This is a genomic window from Streptomyces sp. JNUCC 64, assembly GCF_054484115.1.
This window is the reverse complement of sequence record NZ_CM137015.1, coordinates 1,091,273-1,112,529: the sequence shown is the minus strand read 5'-3', so window position 1 is coordinate 1,112,529 and position 21,257 is coordinate 1,091,273. Positions and strand designations below refer to the sequence as shown.

Here is a 21,257-nt window from a genome sequence, read left to right as displayed (position 1 = left end):
CGCTCCGATGGAGAAGCACCTCGTCCGATCCCACCGCAGCGAGGAGAACCTCCCCCGCGAGGAACAGCTGGCCTGGAAGCTGGCACGTGTCGCCACGGACCCGGTCGACGTCACCGGCCCCGTGGCGGAGATGATCGTCAACCGGTTCATCGACAACGCGGCCGTCGCCGCCGCCTCCCTGGACCGCACCGCCCCCTCCTCGGCGCGTGCGCAGGCCCTGTCCCACGCCCCGAGCCGGGGCGGCGAGGGAGCCGCCCTCTTCGGGCACGGGCCGGAGGTCCGCACCAGCCCCGAGTGGGCGGCCTACGCCAACGGGGTCGCCGTCCGCGAACTCGACTACCACGACACGTTCCTGGCCGCCGACTACTCGCACCCCGGCGACAACATCCCGCCGCTGCTCGCCGTCGCCCAGCACACCGGCCGGGACGGCCACGCGCTGGTCCGCGGGATCGCGACGGCCTACGAGATACAGATCGACCTCGTCCGCGCCATCAGCCTGCACAAGCACAAGATCGACCACATCGCGCACCTCGGCCCCTCGGCCGCGGCGGGCATCGGCACCCTCCTCGGGCTCTCCACCGAGGTGATCCACCAGGCCGTCGGCCAGGCGCTGCACACCACCACCACGACCCGGCAGTCCCGCAAGGGCGAGATCTCCTCCTGGAAGGCGTACGCGCCGGGCTTCGCCGGGAAGCTCGCGGTCGAGGCCGTGGACCGGGCGATGCGCGGCGAGACCAGCCCGGCCCCCGTGTACGAGGGCGAGGACGGCGTCATCGCCTGGCTCCTCGACGGCCCGGAAGGCCGGTACGAGGTGCCGCTGCCCGGTCCCGGGGAGCCCAAGGAGGCGATCCTCCTCAGCTACACCAAGGAGCACTCGGCGGAGTACCAGGCGCAGGCGTGGATCGACCTGGCGCGGAAGCTGCTGCGGGAGCACCCCGTCGTAGCCGACCCGAACAAGGTCGAGAGCATCGTGGTCCACACCTCGCACCACACCCACTACGTCATCGGCTCGGGCGCGGGGGACCCCCAGAAGTACGACCCGAACGCCTCGCGTGAGACGCTCGACCACTCCCTGCCCTACATCCTCGCCGTAGCGCTCCAGGACGGTCGCTGGCACCACGTCGACTCCTACCTCCCCGAGCGGGCCACCCGGCCCGACACCGTGGAGCTCTGGGGGAAGATCACCACCGTCGAGGACCCGGTCTGGACGGCCCGCTACCACCAGGAGGGCGACAGCCAGTCGTACGGCGGCCGGATCGTCGTGACGCTCACGGACGGCAGCGTGGTGGAGGACGAGATCGCCGTGGCGGACGCCCACCCGGCGGGTGCCCGGCCCTTCGTCCGGGAGCACTACGTCGAGAAGTTCCGCACCCTCGCCACCCCGGTCCTCGGGGAGGCCGAGGTCGAGCGGTTCCTCGCCCTCGCCCTGCGCCTGCCGGAACTGAGCGTGGACGAGGTGCGCGAGCTGACCCTGGTCGCCCAGGCGGACCGGCTGCCCTCCGCGGGCCTGCCCGGAATCTTCTGAGGAGCGGCCGTGCTCTACACCACACGCACCGACACCGCGAAGAGACGGCACTTCCGCGAGCGGCTGTCCTCGGGCGAACTCCTGAGGCTGCCGGGCGCCTTCAATCCGCTCTCCGCCCGGCTGATCGAGCGCCGGGGCTTCGACGGGATCTACGTCTCGGGGGCGGTGCTCAGCGCCGACCTCGGACTTCCGGACATCGGGCTGACCACCCTGACCGAAGTCGCCGCCCGCACCCGTCAGATCACTCGTGTCACCGATCTCCCGGCGCTCGCCGACGCGGACACCGGGTTCGGTGAGCCGATGAACGTCGCCCGCACCGTCCAGGAGTTCGAGGACGCGGGCCTCGCGGGGCTGCACATCGAGGACCAGGTGAACCCGAAGCGCTGCGGTCACCTGGACGGCAAGCAGGTGGTCGGCACCGCGGAGGCGGTGCGCCGGGTCAGGGCGGCCGTCGACGCCCGGCGCGACCCCGACTTCCTGATCATGGCCCGTACCGACGTCCGTGCGGTGGAGGGCCTGGACGCCACCGTCGACCGGGCGAGACGGCTGGTCGACGCCGGGGCGGACGCGGTCTTCCCGGAGGCGCTGCGCACCCTCGACGAGTTCGAACGGGTCCGGGCCGCGGTCGACGTGCCGCTGCTCGCGAACATGACCGAGTTCGGCAAGAGCGAACTCTTCACCGTCGACCAGCTCAGGGACGTCGGGGTCAACCTCGTCATCTGGCCGGTCTCCCTGCTGCGGATGGCGATGGGCGCCGCGGACCGGACCCTGGAGACCCTCCGGGACCGGGGCGCGCTGACCGACCGGCTCGACGAGATGCAGCACCGGCGCGATCTGTACGACCTCGTGGACTACGAGGGGTACGGCCGCTTCGACTCCTCCGTCTTCGACTTCCGGCTGGAGGGGGAGTGACCGGAGGGTGCTGAGGGGCGGGGGACGGCCGGAGCGGCGGCCGGTCCCGGACGCGCAGAATACGGTGACCGGACGCGACCCCCGCGCCCGGCCGCCGGACGCCGACCCGCGCCCGCCGTCGAGGAGGTCCCGTTGACCGACACCCCGCCCCCGGGGGCCGCCGCGCCGTCCGGCCCGGACGACTTCACCGCCCTGGACGGGCTCGCCGACCAGCGCTACGTCACCGTCCGCGCCGGAGGCCAGGAGCTGACGGTCACCGTCGACTCCCCGGACCCGGCCGGGGAGCCCGGCGCGGCGGCGGTCACCGCGCTGCTGCCGCGCGTCCGCTCCCTGCTCACCGGTTTCGCCGTCCTGCGGGAGCGGGCCGTGGAACACCTGTGGGAGTGGGGCGCGGAGGGGACGGAGACGGCCGGGGAACGGGCGGAGTTCCTCCGGGACGCCGTCCCCTCGACGCTGGTCGTCACGGCGGCCGGGACGGCCCAGCTCCACTTCGAGGGCCTGGCGGCGGACCGCACGCTCGACGGCTACTGGCCCGCCGTGCACCACGACGCGGAGGGGCGGCCCGTCCGCGTCACCGTCGAGGCGTGAGCACCGGCCGGGTCACCGGGGCCGGGCCGGGGGTCCGGCCCCGGCGGGCTCGGGGGCCGGGTCACCGGCCTCCGGCGCCGTCGCCGGGGCCCGCTCCACCATGCCCAGGGTCACCCCGAGGATGATGACGGCACCGCCCGCGACCTGCGCGAGACGGATGGACTCGCCGTTGATGACCACGGCGCCGAGCACCCCGAAGACGGGCACCAGATTGAGGATGTTGACGGCGACGCTGGACGCCATCCGCCGCAGTCCGTAGTTGTAGAGGAGGAAACCGCCGACCGAGCACGCCACGGCCAGGTAGACCAGCAGCGAGGAGGCGGCCGCGTCCGGCATCCGCCACTCCCCGGCTTCGAACAGGGCGGCGACCAGGAACCCGGCCGCGCCCGCCAGGGTCTGGTAGTAGGTGATCGTCAGGGCGTCCTGTCCCGCGCCCGCCCGTTTCACCAGCACGTTGTAGACGGCCCAGGCCAGGCCGCCGAGCAGCAGCAGCACGTCCCCGAACCAGCGGGCGCTGCCGCCGACCTCGGCGCCGTTGCGGACGATCAGGTAGGCGCCGACGGCGGCCAGCAGGACGCCCGTCACCCGGAGCGGCGGGATGCGGGTGCGGAAGGCCACCAGCTCCACCAGCATCGTCATCAGCGGATAGGTGGCCACGATCAGCGAGGCGTCGGAGGCCGTGGACAGGTCGACGCCGACGTTCTCCAGGATGAAGTAGAGCGTGATCCCGAGGAAGCCGCTGGCGTAGAGCAGCCGTCGCTGCCGGGCGTCCGGCCGGGGCGGCCGGTTGCGGGCCATCCGCACCAGCGCCGCCAGCAGCAGGGCCGCCAGGGTGAACCGGATGGCGCCGATGCTGAGCGGGCCCACGTCGTCCAGCAGGTGTTTGGTCACGGCGTAGGAACTGCTCCACACCAGTGCGGCCGCCACGACGGCGCCCACCGCGCCCGCCGAGGGCCCTCGCTCACCCATCCCGATCCACCTCTTCCTGGTCAGCCGGGCCGGGCGAGCACGTTCACCTCGCTGCCGTGTACCCGCAGTGACCGAACGAACGGCAAGTAATCTGCGATGAGGCTAGCAAGAGTGTCGGTGGGCATGCTTAGAATCCGAATGAGTATCGGAATCCGACAGAGTGAGGTGGCCGTGGACGAACTAGATTCGGCGTTGCTGCGGATGCTCCAGGAAGATGGTCGGCGCACCAACCGGGACATGGCCCAGGCGCTCGGCATCGCCCCCTCCACCTGTCTGGAGCGGATCCGCTCGCTGCGCCAGCGCGGCGTGCTGACCGGATACCACGCGGAGGTCGACCTCGCGGCGATCGGCCGGGGTCTCCAGGCCGTCATCGCGGTCCGGGTCCGCCCGCCGACGCGCGCGGTGATCGAGGCGTTCCAGGCGTTCCTGGAGGGCATGCCCGAGGTGATCTCGATCTTCGTCCTCACCGGCAACGACGACTTCCTGGTGCACGTGGCCGTCCGGGACACCGACCATCTGCACGCCGTCGTCCTCGACAAGCTGACCAAGCGTCCGGAACTCGCGGACGTACGGACGTCGGTGGTCTACGGCCACAAGCGCCGGAAGGTCATCGGCCCCACGTGAGGGGTCCCCTGGACGCCCCCGCGTGACGGGCCCGCGCGACGGGCCCGCCGGCGTCCGTCGCGGGGCCCGCTGCGGCGGGTCCGCTCCGATGGGGCCGACCGGCGGGGCGGGTCAGGACGGCGGTGGTCCCTCCTTCGCCGCCGCGATCAGCAGGTCGTTCGCTCCGGGGGCGCCCACGGTCACCCGCAGTCCGGCGCCCGGGAAGGCGCGCACCAGCAGCCCGCGCGCCTCCCACTGCCGGGCCACCGCCCCGGCGGCGGTGCCGACCGGCAGCCACAGGAAGTTGGTCGCGCTGGGCGGCACCTCCCAGCCGAGCCCGAGCAGCGCCGCGCGGGTCCGCTCCCGTTCCGCGACCACCCGGTCCACCCGGGCGAGGAGTTCGTCCGCCGCCTCCAGCGAGGCCAGCGCGGCCTCCTCGGCGACCCGGCTCACCCCGCACGGCACGGCGCACTTGCGCAGCGCCTGGGCGAGCGGGGCCGGGGCGACCCCGTAGCCGACCCGCAGCCCCGCCAGCCCGTACGCCTTGGAGAAGGTCCGGAGCGTCAGCAGATTGCCCCGCTCGTGGTGGAGGGCGACGCCGTCGGCCGCGTCGGGGGAACGGACGAACTCCACGTACGCCTCGTCCAGCACCACCAGCACGTCCCCGGGGACCCGGTCCAGGAACCGGCGCAGGCGGTCGGCGCCGACGGCGGTGCCGGTGGGGTTGTTGGGCTCGCAGAGGAAGACCACCCTGGTCCTCGGGGTGAGGGCGGCGGCCATCGCCTCCAGGTCGTGGACCCCGTCCACGAGCGGTACCTCCACCGGGACGGCCCCCGCCATCCGGGCCACGATCGGATACGCCTCGAACGAGGGCCAGGCGTAGACGACTTCGTCGCCGGGCTCCAGCAGGGCCTGCCCGATCTGCTGATAGATCCCTACCGAGCCCGGCCCGGTGACGAGGTGCCCGGGCGGTACGCCGAGGTACCGCGCGAGGGCGGCGGTGAGCCGCTCGGGGTGGATCGTCGGATAGTGGTGGGCCTCGTCCACGGCACGGGCGACGGCCGCCCGGACCGACGGCAGCGGCGGATACGGGTTCTCGTTGAGGAACAGCCGGTGGACGGGTCCCTCGGCGGGCGGTGCCGGGGGCTTGGGGACGTAGGCGGGGATCCCGGCCAGCACGGCACGGGTCGGCGGGGTGACGGGTGAACCCGCAGCGGTGGAGTCCGGGGCGGTGGAGTCCGGGGCGGGGGAGCCCGGGGCGGGGGAGCCCCGCTCTCCGGCCGGGCGCGCCGGACCGGGTCCGGTGGTCGTACTCACGGGGTCGGCTCCTCTCGTGACGGGCGGTCGGGGTCCCAGTGGTGGCCGAGTCCTTCGGCGGCGGCCGCCTCCGCGATGGCGAAGCCCGACATGATGTCCTGGACCCCCAGACCGAGCGACTTGTAGACGGTGACCTCCCCGGCGTCACCGCGCCCCGGATGACGGCCGAGCAGCACCTCGCCCAACTCCGCGCGGACGTGGTCGGGGCCGACGAGCCCGGCCTCCAGCGGGGCCCGCAGATCGCCGGACTCGGCGAGCGCGGACTCCCTGCTGTCCACGAAGAACGCCGCCCGCGCCACCGCCCCGGCGGACAGCTCCCGGTGGTCCGCGAACGAGGCGCCGACGGCGTTGACATGGGCGCCCGGCGCCAGGTGGACGGCCTCGACCAGCGGTTCCCGGGTCGCCGTGGTGGTGCACACCAGGTCCGCCCCGGCCAGCGCCTCGGCGGGGGTGTCCACCGGCTCGACCTTGACGGACAGCTCCCGGGCGGCCCAGCGCCGGTACTCCTCGGCGTGCTCCGGGGTCCGGCTCCACACCCGTACCCGGCGCAGTTCCCGGACGGCGGCCATGGCCTCCAGATGGCCGCGGGCCTGCACCCCGGAGCCGAGGACCGCGAGGTCACCGGCGTCCGGACGGGCCAGTGCGCGGGTCGCCACCGCGGAGACCGCGGCGGTCCGCACGGCGGTCACCGCGCCCGCGTCGATCAGGGCCAGCGGGGCCCCGGTGTCCGGCGAGAAGACCATCACCACCCCGATGTGCAGGTCCAGTCCGCGTGCGGGGTTCTCCGGCTTCAGCACCATCGCCTTCAGCCCGTATCCGGCCAGGTCGTCGCCGGACACGAAGCCCGGCATCGTCCCCAGCAGTCCGCTGTCGCGCTCCGGCCGCAGGATCGTGCGCAGCGGCTGGTCCACCAGGCCGGAGCTGTAGCGGCGCATGGCCTCGGCCATCACCTCGATGGCACGGGTCACCGGGTAGACCCGGCGTACCGTGTCCCGGTCGATCAGGAGCATGGGTCGATGTCTTCCTTCCTCGGTGTGCGGGTGTGCGGGTGTGCGGGTGTGCGGGTGTGCGGGTGTGCGGGCCGGGTCGTGCGGGCCGGGAGGTCCCCGGCCCGCACGGTCGCCCCGGCCGGTGCGCGGTGCCGTCCGGCGGCGGGGCGGTGGGCCCGGTGGGCCGTGGGCTCAGGCGCTCGCGGCCGGTCCCCGCGTGGACCCGAGCGCCGGGCCGGGCAGGGTGAACACCGACCAGAGCATCCGGATCGGCCGGGTGCGGGAGATGAACTCCAGTTCGTTGGCGAGCGCCGCGGGCAGGGTGGTCAGGGCCAGATCGGTCTCGCCCCGGCGGGCCTGACCGGCGGCGGCGCTGGTCGAGGCCGCGTACTGGATCCCCTCCGCCGAGTACTCCGCCGGCAGCAGTTCCTCCACCAGGGCGACCGGTGCCGGATGGGTGGCGATGCGGGGCCGCTTGGGGATCGGACGCCCGGGCGCGACCGCGATGCCGTAGTGCGGCGTATCGAAGAGGAAGGCCCCCGCGAAGCGGAGCTTCGGATCCATGTAGAAGCTGTGGACGCCCGCGTAGGCGTTGGCGATCACGAGATGGCTCACGGCCCCTTCGCGCAGGGCCTGTCCGGCCTGCTCGTAGGTGTCGTACAGCAGGATGTCCGCGGTCGGGTGGCCGCCGTGGTCGGCCCGCATCCGCAGCGCCGCCTGCTCGCTGCTGGTGCCGGTGGGGCCGAGGGTGCCGATGGTTTCGACGGGTGGGCCGTCGGTGAGTGAGGTGTCTATCCAGTGGGGTGCCTTGCAGGTCATGAGTCCCCCCGGGGACGGGTGCCGCTGGGTCGTCCGGTCGCGCCGGATCAGAGGTGGACGGGGTGGAGCCAGTGGTCGTAGCGCGGGTCCGCGCCGCGGACCACGGACCGGTAGTGTGAGAACAGCGCGGTGGTGAGCGGACCGGGGACGCCGTCGCCCACGGGGCGTCCGGCGAGTCCGGTGACCGGGGCGATCTCCGCGCCGGTCCCGGTGAGGAACACCTCGTCCGCGCCCGCAAGTTCGTCCCGGCCCAGGTCCCGGACCTCGGTCTCCGTCGACAGCAGGTCCGCCGCGAGCGTGATCACGGTCTCCCGGGTGACGCCCTCCAGGAGATCGGCGGTGACCGGCGGGGTCACCAGCCGTCCGCCGATCACGGCGAACACGTTGCAGGTGGTGGCCTCGGCGACCTGGCCCCGCCCGTTCAGCAGGATCGCGTCGTCGTACCCGGCCGCCCGTGCCTCGTCGGCGGCGAGCGCGTTGTTGACGTAGCCGCCGGTCACCTTGGCGCGCACCGGCAGCACGTCGGAGGAGGGCCTGCGCCAGGAGCTGACCGCGCAGTTGATCCCGGCCGGGTCGCTCAGGGAGCCCATCCGGAAGACGTTGACGGACAGCGCGTCGGAGACCCCGGAGAGTCCCACCCCCGGCCGCTGCCCCGGCAGCAGGGCCCGCTTGTAGGCGAGCGGACGGACGTAGAGCTCGTCGACGGCGCCGATCCGCCGGAGCAACTCCCCGGTGAGGTCGCACAGTTCGTCGACGGAGTGCCCGACGTCGATCCGCAGGGTCCGGGCGCTGCGCAGCAGCCGTCGGTAGTGGTCGGCGGCGCGGAACAGCGCGAGCCCGCCGTCCTCGCGCGGATAGGCCCGGATGCCCTCGAAGACCCCGGTGCCGTACTGGAGGGCCTGGGTGGTGACGGGCACCACCGCCCGCTCCAGCGGGACGAACGCGCCGTCGTGGTAGGCGATCGGGGCGACGGCGGGGGAGGGGCGCGCCGGGGCGCCCTCCCGGGCGACGGTCACTGGGCCCGCCCGCCGACGAGGGCGAGCGCGGCGGACCGCTCCTCGTCCGGGGCGCCCGGCCTGCGGTCCTCCACCCGGGCGGCCTTCCAGCTGACCATGGCCCCGGTGGTGGTGACCCCGCCCAGCGCGCCGTGGGCGAAGCGGACCGGCACCCCGAGCCGTTCGGCCACGGCGCGGACGATCGCCTCCTCGTCCAGCCGGACCCCGTCCCGGTCTTCGGGGAGGTCCAGCCGCAGGGTCAGTTCGTCCCGGCCGTCCACCGCGTCGATGACGATCTGGTAGTCGAGGTAGCCGCGCGGCTGGGCGAGCAGCAGCTCCTCCAGGTCGTAGCCGCTGATCCGGTGGCCGCCGATGACCAGGGCGTCACGGGTGCGGCCGAGCACCTCCAGGGTGGCGGAGGGCAGCGAACCGGCCCCGGTGGGCGGCCGGAGCCGGACCAGGTCGCCGGTGCGGTAGCGCACGAGTGGCTTGCTGCCCTGGTAGAGGGAGGTGACGACCAGCTCACCGGTGCACACCCCGTCGGCACCGGGGGAGACGGCCCGGCCGGTGTCCGGGTCGATCACCTCGTAGAGATTGAGCAGCGGCGCGGTGTACAGCCCGCCGTCTGCTCCGGCGGCGCCCATCACGGACGCCTCCTGCGAGGCGTACAGGGCGTTGTGGACCCGGGCGCCCCAGACCTCGCCGATGTTCGCCAGCAGACTGGGCGAGGCGAGTTCCCCGGTGCACATGATGACGTCGAGGTGGAAGTCCCGCCGGGGGTCGAGCCCGGCGGCCCGGGCCTTGCGGGCCAGGGCGAGCGCCATGCCGGGGGTGCTGAACAGCCCGTTCGCGCGCAGGGTGCGCAGGGTCGTCAGCGCCCGGTCGAAGCCGACCATCGGCGAGTGCGGCCACATCTTCACCACGGCGTGGCCGAGGTTGCGGCAGACGTCGCCGAAGGTGTCCCCGAAGGCGTGCAGTTCGGTGGGGCCGGAGACGCCGATGATCTGTTCGTCGCCGTACGGGCGGAAGACGGTGTCGTAGTGGACGGTGAGCGCGGTGTTGTTGTGCAGGGAGTCGGTGTTGTCGCGTGGGCAGGGGGTGCTGCGCCCGGTGGTGCCGGTGGTCTCGTAGAAGATCCACGCCTTGTGCGGGGGGAGCGACAGGACGTCGTCGAACTCCTCCCGCAGATGGGCCTTGGTGGTGAAGGGGACGGCGGCGAGGGCGTCGGGCGCGAGCGAGGCGATCCCCTCGGGGTCCACGTCCGCCAGGTGCCGTCCGTAGAAGGGGGAGCGCTGCTTCACGTACGCCAGCGTGGCGCGCAGCGCGTCGAGTTGGTGGGCGTACAGCTCTTCTTCGGTCCAGTGACCGGCCGCGAAGGCGAGGTGCCGGTCGCGTATCTCGCGGGCGGTACGGGCGAGTTCTTCGTTGAAGACGGTGAACATGCCTTCCTCACGTGATCGTTCGCGTGCGGGGTGGGGGTTCGGGGGCGGGTGTCCGGGCGCGCCCGTGCGCGGGCGCGGCGGGCCGCCGGTGGGGCCATGGACGGGCCGTGGCCCCACCGGCGGACGGACCCGGTCCCGGGCGCCACGGTCGACGGCGGCCGGGTGGGGTCAGCGGTAACGGAGTCAGCGGTACAGCGGCAGGCTTCCGGTGATCCGGTCCACCGCCTTCCGCTCGCCGCACACGGCCAGCCCGATGTAGGGGAGTTCACCCGTGGGGATGTCGGCGGTGCGACGCGTGTACTCGTCGTACGAACGCGACGACTGCGCCACGGAGGTGAAGTCGACGACGAAGACGCCGGTCGCGCCCGCAGCCCGGAGCGCGACGTCCCGCAGTTCCGTGGTGTCGGCCTTCAGGACGGGCAGCGGGATGGAGGTGATCCCCCGGTGCAGCCCGCCGTCGGCGTCCTTCACGTCGTCGCCCACGATGCCCTCGGTGAAATTCCCGACGGACAGGGCGAGCGCGGCGACGGTATTCATCGCCAGTCCCGGCGGAAGGTCCTTGTCCACGACAATGGCGCACTTCTCGTACTGGTACCCCACGGGGTTCCCCATTCCTTGTTCTCGTGCGGATCCGGATGAACTCCAGGGGTCGTGCACACGACCCTCGGATTCCATCGAGTTCATCCGGGGTTATTCTTCGACATCCGCGATGACCCAGTCGCTTATTTCCCGCCAGGCGCGGATGGCTTCTTGATGGAACGGATGCACCAGATACCGTTCCACGGCCTCCATGTCGTCCAGGAGGCCGACGGCCACGAAGTCGTGGGCGACCGGCCGGGTGGATATGTTCCGGCCGACGGTCCACGCCCGGAGTTCCGGGACCTCACCGCCCACCTCGGCCGCGACGCGTTCGGCGTGCCGGGCCCGGGGGTCGTCCCAGGAGACGCCGGGCTTCAGCTTGAACAGGACGTAGTGGCGGATCACGGGCGTCCTCCCGGGACGAGGGTGAGGGCGCGTCCGGGCACCTCGCCGTGCGCGGCGGCGTGCCGGGCGAACACCCGCACGGCGGTGAGCTGACGGGGGCCCAGACAGTGGTCGAGGGCCCGGTAGTAGTCGAGCAGGGTCCGCTCGGACAGCCGTCCGCCCGGGCCGCGGGCGGACTCCTCGGCGCCCGCCGCGGCGACCGCCGAGGGGTGCGCGCGGGCCAGGGCGACGGCCTCCCGAAGGGCGGTGGCCGTCGCCCGCACCCGTTCGGGACGGGCCCGGGCGACCGTACGGCGCACCACCCAGACGGCGAACACCATGGGCAGCCCGGTCCACTGGCGCCACAGCGCGCCGAGGTCGTGCACCCGCACTCCGGGTGGCGGGGCGGCGCCCACCCGCAGCGCCTCGTCGCCGATCAGGACGGCGGCGTCCGCGCGGGCGAGCATGCCGGGAAGGTCCTGGGGCGCCCGGTGGTAGCGGGGACGCACCCCCAGGGCGTCCTCCAGCAGGACGCGGGCCAGCAGGTTCGTGGTGCGGCTGGCCTCGGAGAGGGCGACCCCTGCGGCGTCGAGGTCCTCCAGTGGGACGCGGGACACCAGGTGGCAGGAGCGCACCGGCCCGTCGCCGCCGATCGCCACACCGCCGGGCAGCGGTTCCCAGACGTCGGTGTGGCGCAGATAGCGGACGAGGCTGACCGGACCGGCGTCCAGCCGCCCCGCCAGGAGTTCGGCCGCGATCCGCTCCGGCGGCCCGGAGACGTCGGCGGCGATCCCGTGCGCCCCGCCGCGCGCCAGTCCCCAGCGCGGCGGGACGCAGTTGAGGTAGGAGAGGTCACCCAGCCGCAGCGGGGCGGCCGGGGGCCGGGGAGAGCCGGGCCGGGGACGGCGAGCGGAGTGGACCGCGCTCACGGTGCGGGCTCGGCGCCGTCGGTCGTGACGGCGGGGGCCGGTCCCCGGCAGAGCCGGAGGACGTCCGTCACCAGGGGGACGCCCTCCGGACCGAGGGCCTGCCGGTAGCGGTCGATGACGGCCGTCTCGCGGGCCAGTACGGTGCGCGGTCCGCCACCGGTCAGCCTGCGCTGCTGGATGCGGTGGGAGATCCGGCGGCGGCTGCGGAGCATCTCGACGATCCGTGCGTCGAGCGCGTCGATTTCCCGACGGTCGTTTTCCAATGCCATATGCGCGGTGCTCTCCGGAGAGCCCACCGTTAATTCCCCCGTGTCGTGCTGTGCCACGTACGCCAACTCCTTCGGTTGCCCGAGGTTTCGTTACGACGAGTAGTCACGTTCAGCGGTCGCCCCATCTTAGATATGCGTCGCGTTACCGACGCAAGGACCGAAGGTCCCATCTCGGATCATGAGATGCCCGGGAGGGGGGATGACACGCATCCGGTCATATTCGCCTAACGCGCAGTCAGCGAATCCCGTGATGTCCTCCACGGAGGGGGAAATCGCTGCTGGGGTTGACTTCGGGGACTCCTGGGGTGACGCATACGCGCCAGGTTCCGGTCGGCCGTTCGCGAGTGGGAGCGGGCCCAAACCGTGCCGGAACCGTCCGGCGGCCTTCCGTGCGGGCGCTGACTATGTCCGGAAGTGCGCAGTCACCGCCGGGACTTCCCGGGGTGCCGTCTTTGCCGTTCGATGACCGGAGTGTGGCGCCGGGGGGGGAACACGGAGCGTTCCTCAGGCGGCGTCGGCGGGGCGGTCGGAAGCCCGCAGGATGTCCACCAGCGCCGTGCGGGCGTCGGTGAGGACGGCTATCCGGGCGTCCAGGTCGGCCAGTTGGTCCCGCAAGTGCGAGAAGACGCACGCCTGGACCGCCGCAACGCCCCCGCCCTGCTGGCCGACTTCTTCGCCGAGCTGCCCCGGCACATGGAGGGCGGCCCCGAGGCGCACTCCGGGACGATGCTGAGTTCCTATCCGTTCGGATCGGTCTGAGCGCGCACCGGTACGGGGCCGGTACGCCTCAACGGGACGGGCGTCCGGTGACGGCCCGTGGGTTCAGACGTGACCAGGCTCCGACACCCAGGGCCGTTCCGACGCCCAGGAACGCGCCGACCCCGGCGGGCACCACCCACCACGTCACCGAAGGCGCGGCGGGGGCGCCGCTTCCGACGAGGGCGAGGGCGGCGGTGAGCAGGCCGTACGGGATCAGCAGCGTTCCCGCCCAGGCGGGGACGAGCAGCAACCACCGGGGGAGCGCGCGTCCCCACGGCCGGACGAGGGCGAACGCCAGCGCCACTCCCGCCAGCGCCGCCAGCACCGCCGTGAAGTCGACGCCGTGCCGCTCCAGCCGCACCAGCGCGCGCCGGACTGACCCTGAGGGCCGCCTCCGGCACCCTCGCCCCGGACGGCCCGGCGGACGACTCCCGGCGGCTGACGCTCACCGCCGCCGCCTCGCTGGCCCCCGGCACCTATACGGTGACGTTCGCCTTCGTCGCGGACGGCGGACGCCTGCTCCCGTCGGCCCGGTTGACGGTGACCGTCAACTGAGCTCCCCGCCCGGAGGGTCGGAAACGGGCCGCCCGGAGCCCGGCCTTCCCCGGCGGCCCCGGCACCCGCCCGCCCGGAGCCCCTGGCCCGTCCCGCCCAGGGCCTCGGAGCAACGCCGTTCGGCCCCCGGACGCCTCAGGGGTCGAACGGGCGTCCGGGCGGGGCCCGTCGGTGCCCATCGGTGTCCGTCGGTGCCGGTCGGGGATTTCGGACTGCAGTGCGGAGCCTCATACCACAGCGGGACGTTCCGCGCCGGAGTTCTCCAACTGCGGGACGCGGCCGAGGGAATGACGACTACGGTGTGTGTTCGCCGGGTGACGAATCGGAGCGCGGGGCCGTTCTCAGGGTCCGAGCGCGCACCACGCCACGCGCCCGGCAGGCCAGCTGGACCCCAGAAGGACACCCACCGATGTCACACCTTCGCGCACCGGCCGAACGCGCAGCCCGCCGTGAGGGCGGCCGGCACGGCAGACCGGGCCGCACCGTTCCCCCGCTGCCCGGGCCGCACATACGCGGACAGTTGTCACGGATCGCGGTGCTCCCCGCGGTCGCGGTCGCCCTCAGCGCCACCGCCGCCGTGCTGTTCACGGTACGGGCCTCCACCACCCCCGCCGGGCCGGTCCTGTGGATCGTGCTCGCCGCGGCCCTCGCGGTCGCCCTCGCCGCGATCGTCATCGCCGCCGTCGCGGCCCGCCGGTCCGCCCGGGCCCTCGGCGACCGGATCGGCGAACTGGGCCGGGCCAGCGCGGAGGGCCGGGAGGCGGTCAGGGAACTGGTCGCCGCGCTCGGCCGGGGCGAGATCACCCCCGAGGCCCCCACCCTCACCGCCGACGGGACCGGGCCGGGCCTCCCCGGCGACGAGGACCCCGGAGACGACCCCGGGGGCGACGGCCTCGACCGCCTCGCCCGGGAGCTGGACCGCTCCCGGGAGACCGCCGTCCGGGCCGTGCACCACGCCGCCCAGCTCTCCGGCCGGGCCGGGAGCGAACAGAAGGTGGAGGTCTTCGTCAACCTCGCCCGACGCCTTCAGTCCCTGGTGCACCGGGAGATCACGATCCTGGACGAGCTGGAGAACGAGGTCGAGGACCCCGAACTGCTCAAGGGGCTCTTCCACGTCGACCACCTCGCCACCCGCATCCGCCGGCACGCGGAGAACCTCGCCGTCCTCGGCGGTGCCGTCTCCCGGCGCCAGTGGAGCAGCCCGGTCTCCCTCCACGAGGTCATGCGCTCGGCCATCGCCGAGGTGGAGCAGTACTCCCGGGTCCGGCTCGTCCCCCCGATCGAGGGCAGCCTGCAGGGCCACGCCGTCGCGGACGTCGTCCATCTGATGGCCGAACTCGTGGAGAACGCCACCGTGTTCTCCGCCCCCCACACCGAAGTGCTGCTGAGGGTGGCCCCGGTGACCTCGGGCCTCGCCGTCGAGGTCGAGGACCGCGGGCTCGGCATGCCCACCGAGGAACAGTCCCGGATGAACGCCCTGCTCACCGCCCCCGACCAGATCAAGGTCGCGAGTCTCCTCCAGGACGGCCGGATCGGTCTGCTCGTGGTCTCCCAGCTCGCCCACCGCCACGGCATCGTCGTCCGGCTCCAGACCAACATCTACGGCGGCACCCAGGCCGTCCTCGTCCTGCCGCAGGACCTCCTCGGCTCCGGCGGAGGCCCGGCCAGGGCCGCTGCGGCCCGTGAACTCCCCGCCCCGCGCCCCGCTCCCCGGGCCGTCCCCGCCGCCCCGCGCGCCGGGACCGTCCCCCCGGGCGCACGGCCCGCCCCCACCACCGGCCCCCGCCCCTCCGCGACGGCCCCCGCCGCCCCGGCCGTCCCGGGGCGGCCCACGCCGCTGCCGGTCCGTGACTCCCGGTCCGTCCGCCGGATCGCCGCTCCGCAACCCCCGCCCGCCGACCGGGCCCTCCCGGTCGACCGCGCCGTCCGCGCCGATCAGGGCGCGCCGGGCGGACCGTCCGCCGGGGACGGCGGGACCGGGCCCGGCGCGAGCGCCCCGAGGACGACCCCGCCCGGCCCCCGGCCCCCCGCCCCCGGCCCCACGGCGGCGCTTCCCGCCCCGGTCCCGCCGCCCCGGGCCATGGCCCCGCACGGTGGTGAACCCGTCGAGGAGCGCCCCACCGCCCGGCTCCTCCCGCGCGGGGGCCTACGGGCCGCCAAGGACCGTCCGGTGCTCCCCAAGCGCCAGGCGCAGCAGCACCTCGTCCCCCAGCTGCGGCAGGCGCCGGACCGCCGCCGCGCGTCCCGGGGCCCGTCCGGCGAAGCCGACCCGGGGCTGATGGCGGCCTTCCAGCGCGGGGTCGGCCTGGCCGAGGCCCAGTACGCCCAGCGCGTCCGGGACGAGCGCCTCGCCCCGCTCCCGCCCACCGCCCCGGAGCCCCCCCGCCCCGACCCGGCGGCGGACCACCCCCGTCCCCCCACGCCGGACCACCCCCGCCCGACCACGCCGGACCGCCTCCGTCCCCCCACGCCGGAGCCCCCCCGCCCCGGTACGGCGCGGACCCTCCCGGAGTACCCCCTCCCGACCGCGCCGGAGCACTTCGCCCCCGGCGGTCCCAGTGCCCCTGGCGCCCCCGGCGCGCCCGAAGCCCTGGACCACCCCGCCGTGGACCCGCCCGCCGGGACCGTCCCCGGGGGCGACGGCGGGCGGCCCCCCGTCCTCACCGCCCTAGACGTGCCCGCGCACGAACTGCCCCCCCTCACCCGCACCCCCATCCACGACCTGGCGCTCAGCGCCTTCGCCGCCGGGCGGCTGGCCACGCCCCCCGTTCCGCCGCCCACCGTCCGGGGCGTCCGTCCCGGACCCGTCGACGAGGGCCCGCCGCCCGCGTCCGGCACCCCCACCCCCTGACCGGCGGCCCCACCCCACGGGGCGCCCCGGCCCCCCCCGACCCCCTCCGTACCGCCGTACTTCCAAGGAGTCGAACCACCATGGCGAGCGATGTGCAGACCGGCCCGACGACCGACCTCGACTGGCTGATGAGCAGCCTGGTCCAGCGGGTGCCGCACACCAGCAGCGCGGTCCTGCTGTCCTCCGACGGGCTGGTCAAGTCCGTGCACGGCCTCGAACCGGACGGTGCCGACCACATGGCCGCGCTCGCCTCCGGCCTCTACTCGCTCGGCCGCAGCGCGGGCATCCGGTTCGGCGACGGCGGGGAGGTCCGGCAGGTCGTGGTCGAACTCGACGACACCCTCCTGTTCGTCTCCGCCGCCGGATCGGGCACCTGCCTCGCCGTCCTCGCCGGACGCGACGCCGACGCCGCCGTCCTCGGCTACGAGATGGCGATGCTCGTCAAGAGCGTCCGTCCCTACCTCATGACCGCGCCCCGTCAGCCGCTCGCGTCCGAACCGACCGGGATCCGGCGTTGAGTACCGTCGCCCGCACGGACGGACCATGGCTCGACGAGGCCGCCGGACGCCTGGTGCGGCCGTACACGGTGAGCAACGGCCGCACCAGGCCCACCACGTCCTTCGATCTGATGTCCCAGGTCATGAGCACCGGCGCGACCCCGCTCGGCCGACTGGGGCCGGAGCACGCGCAGGTCCTCGCGCTCTGCGACGCCCCCGTCTCCGTCGCGGAGCTCGCCGCCCAGCTGAGACTGCCGGCGGCCGTCACCAAGGTGCTGCTGTCCGACCTCGTCGACTGCGGGGCCCTGACGACGAAACCGCCCGCCTTCTTCCACAACCCCACGGACCGGTCCCTTCTGGAGGCAGTGCTCGATGGACTACGACGGCACCTCTGACCCCTTCCCGACGGCGTTGAAGATCCTGGTCGCCGGGGGCTTCGGGGTCGGCAAGACGACCTTCGTCGGAGCCGTGAGCGAGATCTCGCCACTGAGCACCGAGGAACTGCTCACCACGGTCAGCGCCACGACCGACAGCCTGGAAGGCATCGAGAACAAGACCGAGACGACCGTCGCCATGGACTTCGGCCGGATCACCCTCGACCCGCAGCACGTCCTCTACCTGTTCGGGACCCCCGGCCAGGAACGGTTCTGGTTCATGTGGGACGAACTCTCCGAGGGCGCGCTCGGCGCGGTCATCCTCGCGGACACCCGGCGGCTGGAGGAGTGCTTCCCGGCGGTCGACTTCTTCGAACAGCGCGGCCTCGCCTTCATCCTGGCCGTCAACGAGTTCGACGGCGCCCACCGCTACGACCCCGACGAGGTGCGCGCCGCCATCGACCTGGACCCCGGGGTGCCGGTCGTCCGCTGCGACGCCCGGATCTCCAGCTCCGGCGTCCAGACCCTGCTCACCCTGGTGCGCCACCTGATCGCGTACGCGCCCGCGCACCCGACGGGCCACGAGGCCCGGGCATGAGGCACCTACCGGCCGCCCGGCCCGTGCCGTTCCTGCTCACCCCGGTCGACCGGGAAGCACCCGAACGGGCCCGGCGGCTGCGGGCGCTCGGTCTGGGCGGACTGCCCGACCCGGTGTTCGACGCGTTCGCGGACCTGCTCGCCGAGACCACCGGAGCCCCCTTCGCGATGGTCAACTTCGTCGACGAGCACCAGCAGTTCCTCGCCGGACTGCGCACCCCCGCCGGACGCTGCGCCGCCGCCCTCGGCGCCGGACCGGACGGTGGCGCGCCCGGCCGCCGGATGAGCCGTGAGCGCGGCTACTGCCCGTACGTCGTCGTCCGGCGCCGCGCCCTGGTCCTGGAGGACGTCCGCGACTACCCGAGGTTCGCCGGGAACCCGCTGGTGGACGAGACCGGGGTGCGGACCTATCTGGGGGCGCCGGTGCTCGACCGGACGGGCATCGCCCTCGGCACGGTGTGCGTGGTCGACACCGAGCCGAGGCCCTGGGGGCGGGCCGGACTGGAGACCATCAAGGCCAGGGCCGCGGAGCTGGCGGCGGAGATCCGGCGCCGGGAGGACGACTTCCTGTGACCCGCCGGACGGCCACCGGACGGACCGCCGTCCGGGCGGACGTGCCGGACCGCCGTCCGGCCGGTTGCCCGGGCGGCGGGGTACCCGGCGCCGTGCCGTCCGTGGCGCCGTAGCGGGGGCGTCACCGCGCCGTCTGTAGGAAACCTGCGGCGCCGCTTAAGAAAACCTCGATGGACCCGGCCCCCGTCGTACGGCAGATTCGTTCCGTCGGCGACGAGGGCCCGCATCCGCCCCGCGCGTCCGGCACACCCCATTCCGCCCCGGACGGCGAGCCCCCGCTCCGCCGTGCCGTCGGCGTGCGACGACGACAGGGAGCCGTGGCGATGAAGGCACTGCTGAAGGACCGGGCGGAACCAGGACTCCGGCTGGCCGACGTCCCCGAACCCGAGGTGGGCCCCGGTGACGTGCTCATCCGGGTCCAGCGCACCGGGATCTGCGGCACCGACCTCCACATCCGCGCCTGGGACGGCTGGGCGCGCCGGACGATCCGCACCCCGCTGATCGTCGGCCACGAGTTCGTCGGCGAGGTCGTGGAGACCGGCCGCGAGGTCCGGGACGTCGCGGTGGGGGACCGGGTCAGCGGCGAGGGCCACCTGGTCTGCGGCACCTGTCGCAACTGCCTCGCCGGACGCCGCCACCTCTGCCGGGCCACCGTCGGGCTCGGGGTCGGCCGGGACGGGGCCTTCGCCGAGTACGTGGCGCTGCCCGCCTCCAACGTCTGGACGCACCGGGTGCCGGTGGACCTCGACATCGCCGCCATCTTCGACCCGTTCGGCAACGCGGTGCACACCGCGCTGTCGTTCCCGCTGGTCGGCGAGGACGTGCTGATCACCGGGGCCGGACCGATCGGACTGATGGCGGCGGCGGTCGCCCGGCACGCGGGCGCCCGCAACGTCGTGGTCACGGACGTCAGCCCCGAACGCCTCGACCTCGCCCGCAAGATCGGCGCCACCCTCGCCCTGGACGTCTCCACCGCCGCCATCGCGGACGGACAGCGCGCGCTCGGACTGCGCGAGGGCTTCGACGTCGGTCTGGAGATGTCCGGCCGCCCCGAGGCCCTGCGGGACATGATCGGCAACATGACCCACGGCGGCCGGATCGCCATGCTCGGCCTGCCGACCGAGGAGTTCCCCGTCGACTGGGCCCGGATCGTCACCTCCATGATCACGATCAAGGGCATCTACGGCCGGGAGATGTTCGAGACCTGGTACGCCATGTCCGTCCTGCTGGAGGGCGGACTGGACCTCGCCCCGGTGATCACCGGCCGTTACGACTACCGCGACCACGAGGCGGCCTTCGCGGACGCCGCCTCCGGACGCGGCGGCAAGGTCATCCTGGACTGGACCATCTGACACCCCGCCGGGGCACGCGCCCCGCGCACCCCGGGACGCCCGCGGCACCCCGCCGCGGGCTCCCGCGCCACCGCGTTCCACGACACCACCGCGCGCTCCCAGAGGGCCGCGCGACCCACCAAGGACGGGACCCGACGATGTTCGACTCCGTGCGCGACGACCTGCGCGCCACCCTCGACGAGATCCGCGCCGCCGGGCTGCACAAGCCCGAACGCGTCATCGCCACCCCCCAGTCCGCGACCGTCGGCGTGTCCGGCGGCGCCGAGGTGCTCAACTTCTGCGCCAACAACTACCTGGGGCTGGCCGACCACCCCGAGGTGGTCGCCGCCGCGCACACCGCCCTCGACCGCTGGGGTTACGGCATGGCCTCGGTGCGGTTCATCTGCGGCACCCAGGAGGTGCACAAGGAACTGGAGGCCCGGCTCTCCGCGTTCCTCGGCCAGGAGGACACGATCCTCTACTCCTCCTGTTTCGACGCCAACGGCGGGGTCTTCGAGACCCTGCTCGGCGCCGAGGACGCGGTGATCTCCGACGCCCTCAACCACGCCTCCATCATCGACGGCATCCGGCTCTCCAAGGCCCGCCGGCTGCGCTACGCCAACCGCGACCTCACCGAACTGGAGGAGCGGCTCAAGGAGGCGTCCGGCGCCCGGCGCAAGCTGATCGTCACCGACGGCGTCTTCTCCATGGACGGCTACGTGGCGCCCCTCGCGGAGATCTGCGACCTCGCCGACCGCTACGACGCCATGGTCATGGTCGACGACTCGCACGCCGTCGGCTTCACCGGCCCCGGCGGTCGCGGCACCCCCGCCCTGCACGGGGTCGAGGACCGGGTGGACATCGTCACCGGCACCCTCGGCAAGGCCCTCGGCGGCGCCTCCGGCGGCTATGTCGCGGCCCGCGCCGAGATCGTCGCGCTGCTGCGCCAGCGCTCCCGCCCCTACCTCTTCTCCAACACCCTCGCCCCCGTCATCGCCGCCGCCTCCCTCACCGTCCTCGATCTGCTGGAGTCCGCCGGTGACCTGCGGCGACGGCTGGCCGACAACACCGCGCTGTTCCGTTCCCGGATGACCGCCGAGGGCTTCGACGTGCTCCCCGGCGACCACCCGATCGCCCCCGTGATGATCGGTGACGCCGCCGAGGCCGCCCGGATGGCGGAACTCCTGCTCGACCGGGGCGTCTACGTGATCGGGTTCTCGTTCCCGGTGGTCCCCCGGGGCGAGGCCCGCATCCGGGTCCAGCTCTCCGCCGCGCACTCCACCGAGGACGTCGACCGCGCCGTGGACGCCTTCGTGGCCGCCCGGGCCGAGCTGGCCGCCGAGCGCGCCGCGTCGGCCGCCGGGCCCGCCGGGGACTGAGCGGTGGCCGGGGCCGGGCCG

General features: G+C 74.0%; 23 protein-coding genes. 12 read left to right on the top strand and 11 right to left on the bottom strand.

Annotation, left to right across the window (positions count from 1 at the left end):
* Positions 1–7: 7 nt before the first annotated feature.
* The 3 genes from ACVWNX_RS04345 (at position 8) to ACVWNX_RS04335 (ending at position 3,025) form a co-directional block, all read left to right on the top strand.
* A complete protein-coding gene (locus tag ACVWNX_RS04345) occupies positions 8–1,525 on the top strand; it encodes an MmgE/PrpD family protein (protein WP_454412527.1) in 1,518 nt (505 codons plus the stop codon).
* A 9-nt stretch (positions 1,526–1,534) separates the two neighbouring features.
* The gene (gene prpB, locus ACVWNX_RS04340) at positions 1,535–2,437 is read left to right on the top strand and encodes a methylisocitrate lyase (protein WP_454412526.1); all 903 of its coding nucleotides are present in this window, start codon (positions 1,535–1,537) and stop codon (positions 2,435–2,437) included.
* Positions 2,438–2,569: 132 nt separating this feature from the next.
* The gene (locus tag ACVWNX_RS04335) at positions 2,570–3,025 is read left to right on the top strand and encodes a hypothetical protein (RefSeq protein ID WP_454412525.1); all 456 of its coding nucleotides are present in this window, start codon (positions 2,570–2,572) and stop codon (positions 3,023–3,025) included.
* A gap of 12 nt (positions 3,026–3,037) precedes the next feature.
* Here ACVWNX_RS04335 and ACVWNX_RS04330 read toward each other — a convergent pair whose 3' ends face one another.
* Positions 3,038–3,994, bottom strand: coding sequence for a DMT family transporter (locus ACVWNX_RS04330; RefSeq protein ID WP_454412524.1), 957 nt, complete (start codon positions 3,992–3,994; stop codon positions 3,038–3,040).
* 171 nt (positions 3,995–4,165) lie between these two features.
* On the opposite strand from ACVWNX_RS04330, the gene ACVWNX_RS04325 reads away from it, so the two are divergent.
* The gene (locus tag ACVWNX_RS04325; protein ID WP_454414627.1) at positions 4,166–4,618 is read left to right on the top strand and encodes an Lrp/AsnC family transcriptional regulator; all 453 of its coding nucleotides are present in this window, start codon (positions 4,166–4,168) and stop codon (positions 4,616–4,618) included.
* 111 nt (positions 4,619–4,729) lie between these two features.
* Here the strand turns inward: ACVWNX_RS04325 and ACVWNX_RS04320 are convergent, their stop codons facing one another.
* The 9 genes from ACVWNX_RS04320 to ACVWNX_RS04280 form a co-directional block, all read right to left on the bottom strand.
* Positions 4,730–5,776 carry a histidinol-phosphate transaminase gene (locus ACVWNX_RS04320; protein WP_454414626.1) on the bottom strand — a complete coding sequence of 349 codons (1,047 nt, stop codon included), beginning with the start codon at positions 5,774–5,776 and terminating at the stop codon, positions 4,730–4,732.
* Between the two features lie 134 nt (positions 5,777–5,910).
* A complete protein-coding gene (locus ACVWNX_RS04315; RefSeq protein WP_454412523.1) occupies positions 5,911–6,924 on the bottom strand; it encodes an ornithine cyclodeaminase family protein in 1,014 nt (337 codons plus the stop codon).
* Between the two features lie 171 nt (positions 6,925–7,095).
* Positions 7,096–7,722: a prephenate dehydratase domain-containing protein gene (locus ACVWNX_RS04310; protein WP_454412522.1), complete on the bottom strand. Its 627-nt coding sequence runs from the start codon at positions 7,720–7,722 to the stop codon at positions 7,096–7,098.
* Between the two features lie 47 nt (positions 7,723–7,769).
* Positions 7,770–8,738 carry a branched-chain amino acid transaminase gene (locus tag ACVWNX_RS04305; RefSeq protein ID WP_454412521.1) on the bottom strand — a complete coding sequence of 323 codons (969 nt, stop codon included), beginning with the start codon at positions 8,736–8,738 and terminating at the stop codon, positions 7,770–7,772.
* On the bottom strand, positions 8,735–10,159 hold the full coding sequence (locus ACVWNX_RS04300; RefSeq protein ID WP_454412520.1) for a phenylacetate--CoA ligase family protein: 1,425 nt from the start codon (positions 10,157–10,159) through the stop codon (positions 8,735–8,737). Before ACVWNX_RS04300 ends, ACVWNX_RS04305 begins: the two co-directional genes overlap by 4 nt.
* A 183-nt stretch (positions 10,160–10,342) precedes the next feature.
* Positions 10,343–10,759 (bottom strand): DUF2000 domain-containing protein, encoded by a 417-nt coding sequence (locus ACVWNX_RS04295; protein ID WP_454412519.1) that lies wholly within the window; start codon positions 10,757–10,759, stop codon positions 10,343–10,345.
* 90 nt (positions 10,760–10,849) lie between these two features.
* A complete protein-coding gene (locus ACVWNX_RS04290) occupies positions 10,850–11,143 on the bottom strand; it encodes a Dabb family protein (protein ID WP_454412518.1) in 294 nt (97 codons plus the stop codon).
* Positions 11,140–12,051, bottom strand: coding sequence for a menaquinone biosynthetic enzyme MqnA/MqnD family protein (locus ACVWNX_RS04285; protein WP_454412517.1), 912 nt, complete (start codon positions 12,049–12,051; stop codon positions 11,140–11,142). The genes ACVWNX_RS04290 and ACVWNX_RS04285 overlap by 4 nt, the downstream gene beginning before the upstream one ends.
* A complete protein-coding gene (locus ACVWNX_RS04280) occupies positions 12,048–12,347 on the bottom strand; it encodes a chorismate mutase (RefSeq protein ID WP_454412516.1) in 300 nt (99 codons plus the stop codon). The genes ACVWNX_RS04285 and ACVWNX_RS04280 overlap by 4 nt, the downstream gene beginning before the upstream one ends.
* Before the next feature lie 588 nt (positions 12,348–12,935).
* Here ACVWNX_RS04280 and ACVWNX_RS04275 point away from each other — a divergent pair.
* Positions 12,936–13,079 (top strand): hypothetical protein, encoded by a 144-nt coding sequence (locus ACVWNX_RS04275; RefSeq protein ID WP_454412515.1) that lies wholly within the window; start codon positions 12,936–12,938, stop codon positions 13,077–13,079.
* Positions 13,080–13,107: 28 nt separating this feature from the next.
* Here the strand turns inward: ACVWNX_RS04275 and ACVWNX_RS04270 are convergent, their stop codons facing one another.
* On the bottom strand, positions 13,108–13,440 hold the full coding sequence (locus tag ACVWNX_RS04270; protein WP_454412514.1) for a hypothetical protein: 333 nt from the start codon (positions 13,438–13,440) through the stop codon (positions 13,108–13,110).
* Between the two features lie 603 nt (positions 13,441–14,043).
* Here ACVWNX_RS04270 and ACVWNX_RS04265 point away from each other — a divergent pair.
* From ACVWNX_RS04265 to ACVWNX_RS04235, 7 genes are all read left to right on the top strand, one after another.
* Positions 14,044–16,485, top strand: a complete 2,442-nt coding sequence (locus tag ACVWNX_RS04265) for a sensor histidine kinase (protein WP_454412513.1) — start codon at positions 14,044–14,046, stop codon at positions 16,483–16,485.
* Positions 16,486–16,565: 80 nt separating this feature from the next.
* A complete protein-coding gene (locus ACVWNX_RS04260) occupies positions 16,566–17,003 on the top strand; it encodes a roadblock/LC7 domain-containing protein (protein WP_454412512.1) in 438 nt (145 codons plus the stop codon).
* On the top strand, positions 17,000–17,377 hold the full coding sequence (locus tag ACVWNX_RS04255) for a DUF742 domain-containing protein (protein WP_454412511.1): 378 nt from the start codon (positions 17,000–17,002) through the stop codon (positions 17,375–17,377). The genes ACVWNX_RS04260 and ACVWNX_RS04255 overlap by 4 nt, the downstream gene beginning before the upstream one ends.
* Positions 17,355–17,954 (top strand): GTP-binding protein, encoded by a 600-nt coding sequence (locus ACVWNX_RS04250; RefSeq protein ID WP_454412510.1) that lies wholly within the window; start codon positions 17,355–17,357, stop codon positions 17,952–17,954. Before ACVWNX_RS04255 ends, ACVWNX_RS04250 begins: the two co-directional genes overlap by 23 nt.
* Positions 17,951–18,526 carry a GAF domain-containing protein gene (locus tag ACVWNX_RS04245; RefSeq protein WP_454412509.1) on the top strand — a complete coding sequence of 192 codons (576 nt, stop codon included), beginning with the start codon at positions 17,951–17,953 and terminating at the stop codon, positions 18,524–18,526. The genes ACVWNX_RS04250 and ACVWNX_RS04245 overlap by 4 nt, the downstream gene beginning before the upstream one ends.
* Positions 18,527–18,849: 323 nt before the next feature.
* Positions 18,850–19,878, top strand: coding sequence for an L-threonine 3-dehydrogenase (tdh, locus tag ACVWNX_RS04240; protein ID WP_454412508.1), 1,029 nt, complete (start codon positions 18,850–18,852; stop codon positions 19,876–19,878).
* 137 nt (positions 19,879–20,015) lie between these two features.
* Positions 20,016–21,236, top strand: coding sequence for a glycine C-acetyltransferase (locus ACVWNX_RS04235; RefSeq protein WP_454412507.1), 1,221 nt, complete (start codon positions 20,016–20,018; stop codon positions 21,234–21,236).
* Positions 21,237–21,257 lie beyond the last annotated feature (21 nt).

What these genes read in the sequence shown, in the direction of transcription:
- ACVWNX_RS04345 (WP_454412527.1), top strand. Translation starts at nt 8, where the DNA reads ATGGAGAAGCACCTCGTCCGATCCCACCGCAGCGAGGAGAACCTCCCC.
- ACVWNX_RS04330 (WP_454412524.1), bottom strand. Translation starts at nt 3,994, where the DNA reads ATGGGTGAGCGAGGGCCCTCGGCGGGCGCGGTGGGCGCCGTCGTGGCG.
- ACVWNX_RS04315 (WP_454412523.1), bottom strand. Translation starts at nt 6,924, where the DNA reads ATGCTCCTGATCGACCGGGACACGGTACGCCGGGTCTACCCGGTGACC.
- ACVWNX_RS04310 (WP_454412522.1), bottom strand. Translation starts at nt 7,722, where the DNA reads ATGACCTGCAAGGCACCCCACTGGATAGACACCTCACTCACCGACGGC.
- ACVWNX_RS04300 (WP_454412520.1), bottom strand. Translation starts at nt 10,159, where the DNA reads ATGTTCACCGTCTTCAACGAAGAACTCGCCCGTACCGCCCGCGAGATA.
- ACVWNX_RS04265 (WP_454412513.1), top strand. Translation starts at nt 14,044, where the DNA reads ATGTCACACCTTCGCGCACCGGCCGAACGCGCAGCCCGCCGTGAGGGC.
- ACVWNX_RS04260 (WP_454412512.1), top strand. Translation starts at nt 16,566, where the DNA reads ATGGCGAGCGATGTGCAGACCGGCCCGACGACCGACCTCGACTGGCTG.
- ACVWNX_RS04250 (WP_454412510.1), top strand. Translation starts at nt 17,355, where the DNA reads ATGGACTACGACGGCACCTCTGACCCCTTCCCGACGGCGTTGAAGATC.
- ACVWNX_RS04245 (WP_454412509.1), top strand. Translation starts at nt 17,951, where the DNA reads ATGAGGCACCTACCGGCCGCCCGGCCCGTGCCGTTCCTGCTCACCCCG.
- tdh (WP_454412508.1), top strand. Translation starts at nt 18,850, where the DNA reads ATGAAGGCACTGCTGAAGGACCGGGCGGAACCAGGACTCCGGCTGGCC.
- ACVWNX_RS04235 (WP_454412507.1), top strand. Translation starts at nt 20,016, where the DNA reads ATGTTCGACTCCGTGCGCGACGACCTGCGCGCCACCCTCGACGAGATC.